Annotated in this window: 13 protein-coding genes; 4 read left to right on the forward strand and 9 right to left on the reverse strand. The window is 43.0% G+C overall.

The features are described 5' to 3' along the window. Positions 1 to 617: 617 nt before the first annotated feature. Together HC179_RS01575 and HC179_RS01580 are read right to left on the reverse strand one after the other, a co-directional pair. The gene (locus tag HC179_RS01575) at positions 618 to 1298 is read right to left on the reverse strand and encodes a DUF4352 domain-containing protein (RefSeq protein WP_168862734.1); all 681 of its coding nucleotides are present in this window, start codon (positions 1296 to 1298) and stop codon (positions 618 to 620) included. 56 nt (positions 1299 to 1354) lie between these two features. After that, entirely contained in the window at positions 1355 to 2767 is a 1413-nt protein-coding gene (locus HC179_RS01580; protein ID WP_168862735.1) for an alkaline phosphatase, read from the reverse strand. 300 nt (positions 2768 to 3067) lie between these two features. Between HC179_RS01580 and HC179_RS01585 the strand changes: the two genes are divergently transcribed. Next, complete coding sequence (locus HC179_RS01585; RefSeq protein WP_168862736.1) at positions 3068 to 3544, forward strand: GNAT family N-acetyltransferase; 477 nt, start codon at positions 3068 to 3070, stop codon at positions 3542 to 3544. Positions 3545 to 3568: 24 nt separating this feature from the next. On the opposite strand, the gene katG is transcribed toward HC179_RS01585, so the two are convergent. Then, entirely contained in the window at positions 3569 to 5755 is a 2187-nt protein-coding gene (gene katG / locus HC179_RS01590) for a catalase/peroxidase HPI (protein ID WP_168862737.1), read from the reverse strand. Positions 5756 to 6022: 267 nt separating this feature from the next. Then, positions 6023 to 6985 carry a nuclease-related domain-containing protein gene (locus HC179_RS01595; RefSeq protein ID WP_168862738.1) on the reverse strand — a complete coding sequence of 321 codons (963 nt, stop codon included), beginning with the start codon at positions 6983 to 6985 and terminating at the stop codon, positions 6023 to 6025. A 337-nt stretch (positions 6986 to 7322) separates the two neighbouring features. Here HC179_RS01595 and HC179_RS01600 point away from each other — a divergent pair, with 337 nt between their 5' ends. Continuing rightward, on the forward strand, positions 7323 to 8033 hold the full coding sequence (locus tag HC179_RS01600) for a YwaF family protein (RefSeq protein WP_168862739.1): 711 nt from the start codon (positions 7323 to 7325) through the stop codon (positions 8031 to 8033). A gap of 126 nt (positions 8034 to 8159) precedes the next feature. Then, positions 8160 to 8357 (forward strand): hypothetical protein, encoded by a 198-nt coding sequence (locus HC179_RS01605; protein WP_168862740.1) that lies wholly within the window; start codon positions 8160 to 8162, stop codon positions 8355 to 8357. Positions 8358 to 8715: 358 nt separating this feature from the next. Here the strand turns inward: HC179_RS01605 and HC179_RS01610 are convergent, their stop codons facing one another. The 5 genes from HC179_RS01610 to HC179_RS01630 all read right to left on the reverse strand — a co-directional run bounded on the left by HC179_RS01610 (position 8716) and on the right by HC179_RS01630 (position 13544). Beyond that, positions 8716 to 10428 carry a glutamine--tRNA ligase/YqeY domain fusion protein gene (locus HC179_RS01610; protein WP_168862741.1) on the reverse strand — a complete coding sequence of 571 codons (1713 nt, stop codon included), beginning with the start codon at positions 10426 to 10428 and terminating at the stop codon, positions 8716 to 8718. A gap of 416 nt (positions 10429 to 10844) precedes the next feature. Beyond that, positions 10845 to 12503: a b(o/a)3-type cytochrome-c oxidase subunit 1 gene (locus HC179_RS01615; protein WP_168862742.1), complete on the reverse strand. Its 1659-nt coding sequence runs from the start codon at positions 12501 to 12503 to the stop codon at positions 10845 to 10847. Further along, positions 12500 to 12973, reverse strand: a complete 474-nt coding sequence (locus HC179_RS01620; RefSeq protein WP_168862743.1) for a cytochrome c oxidase subunit II — start codon at positions 12971 to 12973, stop codon at positions 12500 to 12502. Before HC179_RS01620 ends, HC179_RS01615 begins: the two co-directional genes overlap by 4 nt. 28 nt (positions 12974 to 13001) lie before the next feature. Next, a complete protein-coding gene (locus HC179_RS01625) occupies positions 13002 to 13169 on the reverse strand; it encodes a cytochrome c oxidase subunit 2A (protein ID WP_168862744.1) in 168 nt (55 codons plus the stop codon). 15 nt (positions 13170 to 13184) lie between these two features. Beyond that, positions 13185 to 13544 carry a cupredoxin domain-containing protein gene (locus HC179_RS01630; protein ID WP_168862745.1) on the reverse strand — a complete coding sequence of 120 codons (360 nt, stop codon included), beginning with the start codon at positions 13542 to 13544 and terminating at the stop codon, positions 13185 to 13187. Positions 13545 to 13763: 219 nt separating this feature from the next. Here HC179_RS01630 and HC179_RS01635 point away from each other — a divergent pair, with 219 nt between their 5' ends. Next, positions 13764 to 14438: a YdeI/OmpD-associated family protein gene (locus HC179_RS01635; RefSeq protein ID WP_168862746.1), complete on the forward strand. Its 675-nt coding sequence runs from the start codon at positions 13764 to 13766 to the stop codon at positions 14436 to 14438. The last annotated feature ends 260 nt before the right edge of the window (positions 14439 to 14698 follow it).

Genomic DNA, 14698 nt, shown 5'->3' on the forward strand with positions numbered 1-14698 from the left:
GAACCTTTTCTTGTTGAAGCTGATTTTCCAAAGAATTCACCTCAATTAATTTAATTTAGCACTCTTTTTTTGAAAGCGCTTTCTAAAATTGGTAACGTCTTGTATAGGCTCCTCTCTTTCATATTTTTTAAAATAGACAAATAATATTGCAGTGCTGCATATTTCTTTTAATGCAATTTTTGTGCCAACATAAAAATGATAGAGTTCTTGTATAATCACACTAAATAGCAGTTTTTTTTGCAAAGAAATTTTGCACTACATGCAAATAAATAAAACATACCTATGTAAATAATAAATGGCGAGAAAGTAGCATTAACTTTTATAACGGTTATTTGTAGAAATTTGGTGGAGAATGAATCAAAAGTAACGAGGGCCCATACACTCAAAAATTTTACTTTATAAAGTATCTACCTTGCCATGTCGCAATACTGTTTTCGCAATTAATATAAAAGGTGAAATGGAAAGAACTCATAGAGTAAACAACTTAGTTTTAACACCGTTTCACTAAAGAAACGGTGTTTTATGTGTTTGATTGTTATCGCTGTCTACATTTTTGGTATAGGTGTCCAGTTTGCCTTATGGCAACAGGATTTTTTTACTGTTATTAAGTTTTCTACCTAAAATCCAATTTGAAATTCTTCTATCTTTCCTACCTTCTCTTCTTTCTCGTTGAATGCCTCACTAGTCTGGATAGACAGGCTCTTTAGCTCTTCAGGCTTGCTTTCATCAATAATAAATCCAAGGCTTCCCACTTTTTCTTCACCTGGCTTTAGTTCGCCGTTTAGCTTTTCAAGGTAAAAGTCGTCTTCCCAGGTCACGGCTTCTCCTTGGTCGGTAGTGAGTTTTGCTACAGGTGCAAAGTGAAGGGGCTCTTTGCTGTTGTTTTTCACTTTAACATTCACTCTCACATACGGGAATTCTACTTCTTCGTGCGTAAAGCCGTGGAAATAATCTACTAAGTCAGGAGATGGTTGTAAGTTCATTACCTTCACATCAGAAATGGTCATTGTGATATCTCCTATTTGTTTGGTTACGTTTAAGTTGGCATATTGCTTAAGCGTGATGATACCGTCCGCATCTTCCAGTGTTTCACCCACTTCTTTCAGGCTACGATCGTCAGGGGCTTGTGGGCTGTCTTGGAAGGTTTGCGAGGTGGTTTCCGTTGATTCTGTCTTAGTTGCTTTTTCCGATGCAGAAACCGCATCTGAAGAGTTGTTCTCTTTTCCGGTATTTTCAACAGAGCAACCGCTTAGGAGTAGCGCTGCAATCCCTATGATGAAATAACGTTTGGTTGGCATAAAATTACCTCCTAAAAATGAAGCATTCCGAGGCAGGCTCGGAATGCTTATTGGGATTAGTCTTTATCGTGCTCGTCTTCTTCATCTTCTCGATGGTCCGCGTCACCATGACCATTCTTTGTTTTCTTTAAGATGTTGAAGATTTCTTTTGCTGTATCGGTGTTGTCAATCTTACCTGTGAATTTATTCATTCCAGGGCCATATGCATACACTTGCACGTCTTCCCCTGTATGACCGTCTGTTGTCCAGCCAGTTCCAGTGCGAAGGTCGAAAATTCTTTCAATGGCGTTGTCGATTTCAGCAAGTTCGCCGCTTGTTTCTTTTGCATCCTTTACAGATTGAACTTCTTCTGGAGTTAATTCAAGGTCAATATACTCTTTTAACGTTTCTTCAACAGGTGCACCTTCTGCGATTTTCTTAGCGATAAAGTCAGGAGTCTTCTTCGCTGCTTTGATGGCTGTCGGATCCCATTTGTATTCTCCGTCACGTCCCATTGCCATTCCACCAGTGGAGTGGTCTGCAGTCGCGATCACAAGGGTATGCTTGTCCTTTTTAGCAAAGTCAATCGCTGCTTGGAACGCTTCCTCGAAGTCTTGCATATCACTCATTGCGCCAACGATATCATTATCATGGCCAGCCCAGTCAATTTGACTTCCTTCTACCATTAAGAAGAAGCCTTTTTTGTTGTTATCTAGGCGGTCTAGGGCAGAATTTGTCATTTCTTTAAGAGACGGCTGTTCTTCAGAACGGTCGATCATTTTTTCTAACCCTTTCGGTGCAAATAGACCTAGAACTTGTTCGTTATCATCGTTTAGCATGTCATCACGAGTTGTTACATAAGAATAGCCATCTTTTTGGAATTCTTTTGTAAGATCACGATCTCCACGGACAAAATAGCTTGTCCCACCGCCGAGAAGAACATCCACTTTATGTTTGCCGTTGATCAAGTCGTCATAGTAATCATCTGCGATTTGATTGTAATTGTTACGAGATTCATCATGTGTTCCAAATGCTGCAGGAGTGGCATGGTTGATTTGGGAGGTTGCTACTAGACCAGTAGATTTCCCGTTTTCCTTTGCTTGCTCTAGTACAGTTTTTACGTCTTCTTTTTCCATATCAACAGCAATAGCACCGTTATACGTTTTGATACCAGCAGACATGGAAGTTGCTGCTGCTGCAGAGTCTGTTACACTTTCTTCTTCATCTGAAGAGTGAGTGGACTGCATACCTACAAGATAAGGATCGTACGCGGTTTCTTCCATTTCAGGAGTATTTGGGTCATTCTTAAGAGAACGATATGCAGTTGTGTAAGAATTCCCCATCCCGTCTCCAATTAAGAAGATAACATTGCGAATCTCACTCTTGCTCGCACCATTATTATCTTTGTCAGCGGAAGCTTGATTTATCGCAAAACCGCTTACCGCGAGAGAGGCAGCCATAGTTACTGTTAATAGTTTTTTAGAAAACATAATAACCTCCTAAATAATTTGTTTATGAATCTTTCAAGAGTAATTATATAAAGATAGTATTAAGGTAACCTTGAGGTGGAGTAAAGATTGATTTACAAGAATATAACAGGCTTATTACATTTTTTAGGTATAATGATTCAGGACTTTGTGCTTGGGTGTCTGGGTGGAGGGGGCTTTAGTGCTTTAAAGAATGTGGGGTCAGACCCCTTTCTTTATATTTTTTATTTTAATAGAAGGTTTCCAGTTCTACATATCGAATTATTGGTGTATGAAATTAATAGTTAGGACGGTTTAATGGTGATGAATGTTATCGAATTGAGAAATAAAGATCAGCTGCTCGATCGGGCAATTAATGTGTTTTGGCAGCAGTGGGGGAGTGAGGAGAACTTCAAATTTTACGAAGATGCGATTCTCCAGTCTGCGACAACCTCTTCTGACATACCACGGTTTTATGTGGCAGTGGAAGACGGGGAAATAATAGGTACGTATGCAATATTAAGAAATGATATAAATAGCCGTCAGGACTTGTGTCCGTGGCTCGCATGCCTTTATGTGGCAGAAGAGCAAAGGGGAAAGGGGATAGGTGCTAAGCTTTTGGAGCACGGATTAAGGGTGGCTGCTGAAAAAGGCTATGAGAACATGTACCTAACAACAGACTTAGTAAACTATTATGAGAGATACGGCTGGAAAAATAATGGGATCGTATATGGACCAGACGGAGGCTCCATTAAACTTTATGAAAAAAAGACTGCACAAAAAAATCCGGATGGAAGTTAAACTCTCCATCCGGATTTTTTTGTTTTATTTTTTCACTTTTACATCATAACGGTCTGCATCCATTACTTTCACCCATGCAGCCACAAAGTCATTTACAAACTTTTCTTGGCTGTCGTCTTGTGCGTACACTTCGACAAGGGCACGGAGAACGGAGTGTGAACCGAAGACAAGGTCTACTCTCGTACCAGTACGGACTAGTTCACCTGTTTGGCGATCACGTGCTTCGTAGTAGCCTTCTCCTTCTACAGGTTTCCATTCCACTCCCATATCAAGCAAGGTCACAAAGAAGTCATTGGTGAGCGTGCCTACTCGGTCGGTGAAGACGCCGTGCTTCGTGTCGCCGTGGTTGGCACCAAGGACACGCAAGCCACCTAGAAGGACGGTCAATTCTTTTGCAGAAAGATCCATGAGTTGAGCTTTGTCCACCATGAACTCTTCCGGCTTCAAGGAGTATTCCTTCTTATGGTAGTTTCGGAATGCGTCAGATACAGGTTCCAACACTTCGAAGTTCTCTTCGTCTGTTTGATCCTGTGTGGCATCACCGCGCCCTGGTGTGAATGGAACTTTTACATCAAAGCCTGCGTCCTTGGCAGCTTTTTCAACGGCTGCACTGCCACCAAGCACGATTAAATCTGCAAGGCTGACGTTTTTATCCAAGCTACTTTGCAGGTCTTCTAACACATTGATAGCCTTAGCAAGCTGCTCTGGCTCGTTTGCTTCCCAGTCCTTTTGAGGGGAGAGGCGAACGCGGGCACCATTTGCGCCACCACGCCTGTCAGAATGACGGTATGTGCTGGCAGAAGCCCAAGCAGTTTTCACAAGCTCGCTGACAGAGAGACCGCAATTTAATAGTTTTGCTTTAAGATCCTCAATCTCTGCATCTGTTAATGTGTAGTCCACCTTTGGAATTGGATCCTGCCAAATGAATTCTTCCTCTGGCACTTCAGGTCCTAAGTATCTGTCGCGAGGCCCCATGTCACGGTGAAGCAGCTTAAACCATGCGCGTGCAAAAGCATCAGCAAACTCGTCAGGATTCTGATGGAAGCGGCGAGAAATCTTTTCGTATTCTGGGTCCATGCGCATCGCCATGTCCGCAGTCGTCATCATTGTTTTTACTTTCTTGGAAGAATCGTGCGCGTCTGGAGCTAAATGCTCTTCATCCGGATCAATTGGTGCCCATTGGTAGGCGCCAGCTGGACTCTTTGTGAGCTCCCACTCATATCCAAACAACAAATCAAAATAGCTCATATCCCATTTCGTTGGAGTTGGCGTCCATGCACCTTCGATTCCACTTGTGATCGTGAATGCGCCGTGGCCAGTTTCATGAGTACTCTTCCAACCGAATCCTTGGTGTTCAAGGCCTGCACCTTCTGGCTCTTCTGTCACATGAGATGGATCACCAGCGCCGTGGGCTTTTCCGAATGTATGACCGCCGGCAGTCAATGCTACTGTTTCCTCATCGTTCATTCCCATTCGTTTGAAGGTATCACGGATATCATAGGCACTCTTTTTCGGATCTGGCTCACCATTAGGACCTTCAGGATTAACATATATCAATCCCATTTGCACGGCAGCAAGCGGGTTCTCCAGGTCGCGCTCACCGGAATAACGGTTGTCGCCAAGCCACTCCTTCTCAGGGCCCCAGTTTACATCTTCCTCAGGCTGCCAAATATCTTCACGTCCGCCACCGAATCCAATCGTTTTTCCACCCATGGATTCTATGGCTACATTTCCTGCAAATACAAGCAGGTCTGCCCAAGAGAGCTTGTTGCCATATTTCTTTTTAATTGGCCAAAGCAGTCGGCGTGCCTTGTCCAGGTTTCCATTATCAGGCCAGCTGTTTAACGGAGCAAAGCGCTGCGATCCACTTCCACCGCCTCCTCGTCCATCTGCCTGGCGATATGTACCTGCAGCATGCCAGCTCATACGAATAAAGAAGGGCCCGTAATGTCCATAGTCCGCTGGCCACCAGTCTTGGCTGTCTGTCATAAGATTATGTAAGTCTTCTTTTAGACCTGCATAATCGATCTTTTGAAATTCTTCTGCATAATTAAAATCTTCCCCAAGTGGGTTTGTCTTCGTGTCATGCTGGTGAAGCACATGTAAATCTAGTTGATTTGGCCACCAGTCCTTGTTTTTGGTACCCCTAATTGGTTTTTCAGAACTGCTTTCTCCCGTAAACGGGCACTTTCCAACGTTCTCATTGTCCATACATCTTTTCCCCTTTCTGTTTTGAGAAGAGTAAATAGCACCTTAACTTGCCTTACAACGTACGAAACCAAAAAATGAGACAACATCAATTCTTACATTGTAATTATAATAAATAATTCGGCAAATAAAAAGAAATATGCAGAAATTTCAATAACTTTTACCGAGGGTAAGGTATTGGCGCTTCTTTTCAACTAGTTTACGAAAAGATAGTATGAACATTTTTCCAATTATTTATCCGAGGAAATGAGGAGAATAGTACCGATTTATCTATTGCAAAAAATATATCCGGCCTTTGTTGTTACCTTTATGTTGGAGGTTTAAAGTAAAAAGTGATTTAGAAGCGATACTTATAGAAGGAATACAGACAAACTCTCTGAACTGTTTGTTTGTGATGGTATTGCCAAGCCCGAGCAAAGGGTAGTCTTTGATTGTACGTGATATCGGATCCATCTCTGTGTGCCCGCATGCAGCACAAGTCCATTTTTTATAGTGTTTTTTCATGGGAGCATGTGAGCAATTTATACATATAACACCTTTAATAAAATCAGAAGAATGGAGGCCGTAGTATACCATCAAGTTAAACGTTGAATCATCTTTGTGCCTATTTAGTAACACTTTCACTAGCTTATTAGTTTCCTTAGCTGAAAATCTAGTGATTTTATGTGTATGGGAGATAGCTTGTATTCTAGTGGGAAGGTTTGTGTGGAAGACTATTTTATTAAGTAGTGTGGGGGATTTATTAAATAAGGTGGCACTTTTGTGCGAGATGACCACTTGAGTCTCGATAGAAATGGGAGGTAATCTAAGTTTATCTATAAGGCCGGAAAGCTGCATTTTGTGTCGTGCAAGTTGAGCCAGGGGATCTCCAACCCTTTCATGACTATCTTCATGATGCCGTATAAGCATCCCCGTATCTTCATCGAATTCTAGTTTTCCTTTAATGTATTTTGAATCTAAGATGAGGCAGTGAGTTGGCGTGATCAGGAGTGAGTCCATCTGAAAGTAGCGGTCTTTTGAGTCTGGGATTCTTAACCCGTGGAGTATTTTATAGTTTTCATGGGGAAGGAAGGAGGAAAAGTAGTCCATTGCCTTTTCACCTAGGTAGCCATAGTGCAAACGGAAGTATTCTTTTTCGATTTGGGGGTATTTTGGGTGGTGTTTGGGAACTCGCCTCATGGCAGCTTCATGTGCGAGCAATTTGAGTGGTTTCTCTCTTTCTTTTATTATCATATCGGTCTCCTTTTTATTGATTCTTCACTCTATTTCGCTACTGGAGTACTAAGTTCCTTCTGAATATGGAATTTATTTCATTTAAGTTTCTGGAATGGCAGGGTGGGGGGAATTATATTGTCCACTTTTTGATTTTATTGTCCAACTAATTGATATATTAGCCACTTTCAACTTTTATTGTCCAATTAGGCAATATAAAGGCCATTCGACACCGACCGACACACTTCGCACCACAGGAAACACAACAAATCCTCCAACTCTTCCCTAAAAAAACAGTCTTATCCTCCACTTACGAAGAATAAAATACTTACAAGCGCACTAGAAAGGGGGACATATAATGTTTTCCGTTAACTCCATGCAATCATTTGAATTGTTTTCTGTAGAGCATATCCTTACTTTTTTTGTATTTGTAGGCATTTGCTTTATGTTAGTTCATTTTAGGAGGGACCTAAAGCCGCATCAGACGAAAATTAAGTGGACATTATTCATTATCCTATTAACATGCGAGATCACCCATCAGATTTGGGTTCTATCTACGAATCAATGGGGAGTGGAGGACCTGCCCATTCAACTTTGCTCTGTTAGCACCTTTATCGCCATTTACCTATTTTTAAGATCCAACGAAAAACTCTTCCACTTACTTTATTTCATTGGATTTATTCCGCCTATCTTAAGCATGGTCACTCCAGAGATGGTGTACCAATTTCCACACTACCGCTTCCTTAAATATTTTCTACATCATTCCGCAATCCCATTGGCAGTGTTATATTTTATTTTCTATGAAGGATACCGAGTCCCGAAGAAGGCCGTCATCAGAAGCTTTATTGCTTTAAACATCTTAGCTGCCCCAATCTTTTTCATCAATATGTTCCTAGGTACAAATTTCTTCTATTTAGCAAACCCAACGGAATCAAAAACCATCCTATCCTTCTTCGGGTCAGGATTCTGGTATTATATCAACTTGGAGTTGGCTGCCCTTCTCATCTTCTTTCTCACTTATATTCCGATGGCGAGGTTGATGCGTAGGGAGCGGAGGATAGTAGGGTAAGGTAACTTCACTCAACTCAGAGGTTCCGGAGGGTTAGATGGAAACGGTAAGCCCATTTCATTGAAAAAGCTGCCAAAATACGCTACTTTCATGTTAGATAATATTATTTGAATGGAGAGAGCGACCATGATGGTAGCGTTAGGAATACTCAGTATCATTATTTTAGTTGGAGGGTTATTTGTGACGATCCAAGTAGCTGGGAGCGGGGATAAAAAATACCGGGAAGAAACAAAGGGGAATGTGAGACGGCTCAGCTTAATCTATGCAGCGCTATTTGTTGTAATTATAGCAGGATTTTTCGTTTATCTAAGGTGGTTTGTTTAAAATGAGGTAATTTTCCTCCCGTTTTGTAGGAACGTGGAGGATTTTTTTGAGTGTTAGTTTGGATTGGCCGCGGGGGTGGGCGAGACGAGACTTGGGATTTTATTGTCTACTTTTTCGATATATTGTCCACCTTTAAATTTTATTGTCCAATTTCTCATTATATTGTCCATTTGTCTCAATATAAAGGCCATTCGACACCAACCGACACATCTCACGCCGACTTCCTAGCAACCTACTAGCCCCAATTCCCCGCCGTCGCCCCCTCAAGTCAACCCAGGCTCCTCGCCCCAGCCAACAATCCTCCCCACACAAAAAACCCCCGTTCAACCACAACGGGGGTCATTCCATCTCAAACCATTTATAACTTAAACGAACTCTTCAATGACACAATCTCATTAAACACAAGATTCTCTGGAGTCGTATGCTTTGGATCGACATTGAAGTAACCGTGGCGGAAAAATTGGAATTTCTCCTGCGGCGCCACACCCTTCATGTTCTCTTCCACAAATCCATTTAACACTTTCATGGAATTCGGATTCACATGGTCAAGGAAGGATTTTTCGACAACTTCCACCGATTCCTCTTCCGTCCCAGCAACATTTGCCACCTCAGTCTCGACTTCCTCTTCAGGTTCCTCGTCCAATAACAACGGCTCAAACAAACGGAACTCAGCTGGAACCGCTCGCGTTGCTTCCACCCAGTGCAAGGTACCTTTTACTTTACGGCCGGTGAAACCTGTACCACTCTTCGTTTCTGGATCATACGTACAGTGAATTTCCACTACATTGCCGTCTTCATCTTTCACAAAATCCTCACACTTAATGAAGTAAGCGTGCTTCAGTCGTACTTCATTACCAGGGAAGAGGCGGAAGTATTTTTTCGGTGGATCTTCCATGAAATCCTCTTGCTCAATGTAAATCTCGCGGGAGAAGGGGATCTGTCTTGTTCCCATTTCCGGATTTTCTGGGTTGATTTCCGCATCCAGCATTTCCACTTGTCCTTCAGGATAGTTAGTGATGACCACTTTCAATGGACGAACAACACCCATCGTACGTGGGGACTTCAATTTCAAATCTTCACGTACAAAGTGATCCAGCATTTGAGAGTCAACATATCCGGATCCTTTGGAAACTCCTGTTTCACGAACGAATGCGCGGATTGCTTCCGGCGTGTACCCTTTTCGGCGAAGTCCTGAGATCGTCGGCATTCGAGGGTCATCCCAACCATCAACAATGCCTTCTTCCACAAGCTTGCGCAGCTTACGCTTACTCATCACTGCATTGGTGATGTTTAAACGGCCAAACTCGATTTGCTGTGGCGTTCCAGCCATTTCTGTTTCTTCCACTACCCAGTTGTATAATGGACGTTGATCTTCAAACTCAATCGTACAAATAGAGTGCGTCACATCTTCGATTGCATCCTCGATTGGATGTGCAAAAGCATACATTGGGTAGATGCACCACTTGTCTCCTGTATTGTGGTGGGTTGCATGAGAAATACGATAAATAACCGGGTCGCGCAGGTTGATGTTCGGAGACTTCATATCGATTTTTGCACGAAGCACTTTTTCCCCGTTGCCGAATTCGCCCTTGCGCATGCGTTCGAATAGGTCAAGGTTCTCTTCTACAGAGCGTTCGCGATATGGGCTGTCTTTTCCTGGCTCTTTCAACGTGCCACGGTGAGCGCGGATCTCATCAGCAGAAAGGTCGTCCACATATGCCTTGCCTTTCTTGATTAAAAGAACTGCGCGATTGTACATCTCTTCAAAATAATCAGATGCAAAGAAAAGTCCGTCCCAATCATAGCCAAGCCATTTTACGTCCTCTTTAATGGAGTTCACATATTCAACGTCTTCCTTCAGAGGATTAGTGTCGTCAAAACGCAGATTCGTTTTTCCGTTGAACTCGTCTGCAAGGTCAAAGTTGATGACGATGGACTTTGCATGTCCGATATGTAGGTAACCGTTCGGCTCTGGAGGGAAGCGGGTGATGACATGGTTACGCTTGCCGGATTCCAGGTCCTCTTTTATGATATTTCGAATAAAATTCGAGTTTGATGGGTTATGTTCCAAGTTTTTCAACCTTCCTTATATAAGAATGCCGGGGGAGTGGGCTGTTAGAGCCTTTTTCCCCACATTTATGATAGTCAATATTGTAACACAAGAATTGACAAGCGCAAAAGCTTATAAGAGGGGGGAGGGGACAAAAAGAAAGAGTATGAAGACCTCGGTGGGAATGGATTCGTGCGAGAGAAGTTCTCATCACCCGGATGAAGACCTCAGTAGTGCTCGATTCGCGTGAGAGAAGTCTTCATAGCCCGGATGAAGACCTCGGTTGGAATGGATTCGTGCGAGAGAGGTCGTCATCACCCCAATAAAGACCTTAGTCCCAATCCATCCCCGTCAGAAAGGTCCTCATTAATATTGCAAACTTCCCCCAATAAAAAAGCAGCGGGACCCCTTTATCCCACTGCCCATTCAACCATCCATCACCAAGGCCTGAACGGCGGTGACCCTGGTGGTGCATTTTGTATCATATCCATCAATGGAATCGTGTAAGTGAACAAGATCAATGCCACTGCAATTCCAATCCATAGTTTCCAGTTTTCTAAGATACGTGGTGTTTCCCCAGCATCTTCTGCCACCTCACCAATCGGAAATTCCGTATGGGCTTTTGGCGCGAAGAAGGCCAGGTTGATGACGATGTAGATCATCAGCATGGATGCAACAAACAGGATGACGCCGCCGAGTGCCATTGTCACTTGGTTTGCGAAAATCCCATCAAACCAAGCAGCTGCTGTGGCATGATCCTGGTAGGTTGTGTAAGCTGTTCGTCGTGGTGCCCCCAGCAACCCAAGCAAGTGCATGGCACCAGACATGAAGAACATACCGATCGTCCAAAGAATCGTCTGTGTCATCGCAAGTTTGTTCATGCGTGCTGTGAAGGCCCTGCCACGCAAGACTGGAATCAGCCAGTACGCAATCCCGAAGAATGTCAGGATAACGGTGGATCCAACGGTTATGTGGAAATGCCCCACCACCCAAAGTGTGTTATGGACGACCGCATTCATCTGGTTACTGGCGTTGATGATTCCACCGGTTCCAGCTGGGATGAAGAACAGCATCCCCATGAATGGAGCGAAAAAGCGTGCGTCCTTCCAAGGCAATTTTCGTACCCAGCCAAAGGCACCCCGAGCCCCTTTAGCACGGCCTGCCAATTCAAATGTGGCAAAAATAGAGAAGGCGGTCAGCAGCGAAGGGACGATTACCGCAAAAGTTAAAACAACCTGAAGGTATTTCCAAAACTCAGAAATCCCAGCTTCCATCAGCTGATGGTGAAAACCTACTGGAATCGAGAACAACAAGAATAGCACGAAAGCCAAGCGAGCTAGTGAATCACTGAAAAGCTTCCCGCCGATAATTTTTGGAATGCAGACATACCAAGCGATGTAAGCCGGCAGAAGCCAGAAGTACACAAGCGGATGCCCGAAGTACCAGAACAAGGTGCGGCTCAGTAGAATATTAATGTTATCAACAAGGCCCAGGGACCAAGGTAAGAATTGAAGCAACACTGTCGCAGCAACCCCGATGGAAGCGACATACCATAAAAGGATGGTCCCGACTGTCATAAAACTGAACAGCGGTGTTATTTGACCACGGTTTTGTTTTTTCCAGCGGATGTAATGTGCTAACAAACTTGCCCCGCCAATCCAAGTTCCGACCACAAACAGGGTCAGCCCTACATAATAGAGGGGAGAGGCTTGCAATGGCGCGTAAAAAGTATATAAGACCGATGCATCATTCGTTAAAATCATTGCAAAGCTCAACAAAGTACCGATTGTGAGGACCCAAAATCCGATCCAACCTAATCTTCTTTCAAAAGGTGTCATCGTGCCGAGTGTCCTGCTCATCCCAGCATGCAAGAACCCATAAATGAAATAGGTCGTCAACACGAGGGCAAGCAACACGCCATGTGCTGTCAACAGCTGATAATAGCTGATGCTGTATGGAAGCTCAATCAGTCCCCCGCGGACAAGCCCTTGGACCACACCTGCCATCGTTCCCAAGAACAGCGCGGCAAAGGCTATATAGATATAGGCCATACTTAGTTTGGAATCGTGAATGTCTATTTCCGCTGCCTGTCTCATTCTTCTGTCACCTCAATTTCCATTTGCATATGCTGATGTCCGATGCCACAATATTCATTGCAAAGGACAAGGTAAGAGCCAGCTTCTTTAAACGTATGTTCCGATTGGTTGATGTGTCCAGGTGTGATCATCATGTTGACGTTTGTCTTTGGGATGGTAAAGCTGTGGACGACATCTTGGCTTGTCAGCTGGAATTTGACAGTTGAGCCTTTTGGAACGGTAATTTTATTAGGTTCATAGCCAAATGTCATGGCAATGATGGTAGCTTCATAGGTATTCTCATCAATTTTCTTCAATCCTGGTTCATCAAAAGGAGCGGATGCTCTCACATTTTTCGCATCGACGGTAGCCATATGGCTTGGAGGATGATGGCCGTGTGCGAAAGCGGTAAAGCCAATGACGGATAAAAAGACAACCAAGGTTCCTACTCCAAAAATCAACCAATATTTTTCATAACGGTGTAAATGCATCTATTTGTACCCCCTTTTTCTGACGTGACTAATTGCGTGAAATAAATAAGCTGAACACGCTGATCCACGAAATGACGATAAAGGCTCCTATCATAAATACGGCAATCAATGTACCTTTTAATGAAGCTTCCTCTTCATTTAGAGGAAGCTTCTTGTCGGTAGTTTTCTCAGGACGTTCATATTGTAAATTTGCCATCCCTGACACCCCTTTCTATTCCACAACCAGTTTGGAAACCATCTCTGTGTGCCCTGTTCCGCACATGATGTCACATATAATCTCGTATTCCCCAGGCTTAAGGTTCGCAACGACACTGCCGTCTCCTTGAATCTTCACATCTGTTCCTTTAATGGTAATTCCGTGATGGCCTTCCATGTTTTCATGGTGGAAAGCAACAGGTTTGCCAGCTGGTGCCGTATAAGTAGCTTGATCGAATTCCCAGTTTGAACTCTTAATTGTTACTTCTGCCTCTGCATCTTCTACAGAAACCTTATCAGAACCACAACCAGTCATAACCCCTAAAAGTAAGACAAGTGCAAAGCAGCACACCAAAAATTTTTTAAGAGAAAACATACTCGCCACTTCCTTTTCTAATTTTTATATAAATAATCTTTATACCCTCATTGTAAAAGGTGGAAGGAATTAAAAGTGTGATAAAAGTCACACATCTGGAAGAAAAAGGTGAACATTTTGTTAACAAGTGAGCAAAGTGGAAAACACGGTTTGACCATTCACGTTTTTGTTATAATAGTAGGATAGAATTGTAATGAACAAGAGGGGGATGTAATAGGGATGAATGCAGAAAAAACCATTATTGATAAGCTGAATCTGCAAAAATATGAGAACCGTTTATTTTTACAATTGCCTGACGATGTAACGGCAGATTTTAAAGGTATTGAATTCGATACTGCGATTGAAAAGGACAAGTATGACCTGATATTCTTGTTTATGTTCTCCATGGATGACTTCAATAAATACGTTCAAACTGTAAATGAAAAGCAGCTACTTTCTGATAATGGCTACATGTATGTCGCCTATCCAAAAAAAGGGAACCCGGTTTATCCAGAATACATAGAGCGAGACAGTTTTTATGCAGACCTAAATTTGGATGAGGAAAAGTACTTACCGAACAGTACTCTTAAATTTTCAAGAATGGTCAGTCTGAACGAGGTCTTTACGGTGGTAGGGCTTAAATCCACTCCTAAGAAGAAAAAGAAAACAAGCGCAAAGAGTCAATGTGTGGATGATTATATCGGCCACATTGAAGACATTAAGAGTTTCTTGAAAAATCATGAAGCGGTATTAGCGAAATATAACGATCTGACATATGGCTACCAAAAGGATTGGGCACGTTATGTCTATAGTGCCAAAAGGGTGGAAACACAGGAAAAGAGATTGCACGAGATGGTAGCAATCATTGATGAAGGTCATAAATCGATGGATCTATACAGGAGAAGTAAGAAGTAATAGGAGGGAGGCTGGGACAAAAGTGTTTTAGTCTAAATGAGACCCGAACTAAGTTGAAATCTCAAATTAGTTCGGGTCTGTTTTCGTTTAAAAGATACATTTAGCGTTTGGGTGCACCAGCTGTTGATTGGAGCAAAAGGCGAATACTCCTGAGGGAGATAGCGGGAGCTTGAGACCCCGCAGCGGAGCGAGGAGGCTCAAGCACCGCCCCTAGGAAAGCGAAGCCATTTGTGGAAATCAACAGCGGTATTTAGAGTCGA

Source organism: Bacillus sp. RO1 (assembly GCF_012524115.1).
Taxonomy (GTDB): domain Bacteria; phylum Bacillota; class Bacilli; order Bacillales; family Bacillaceae_I; genus Sutcliffiella_A.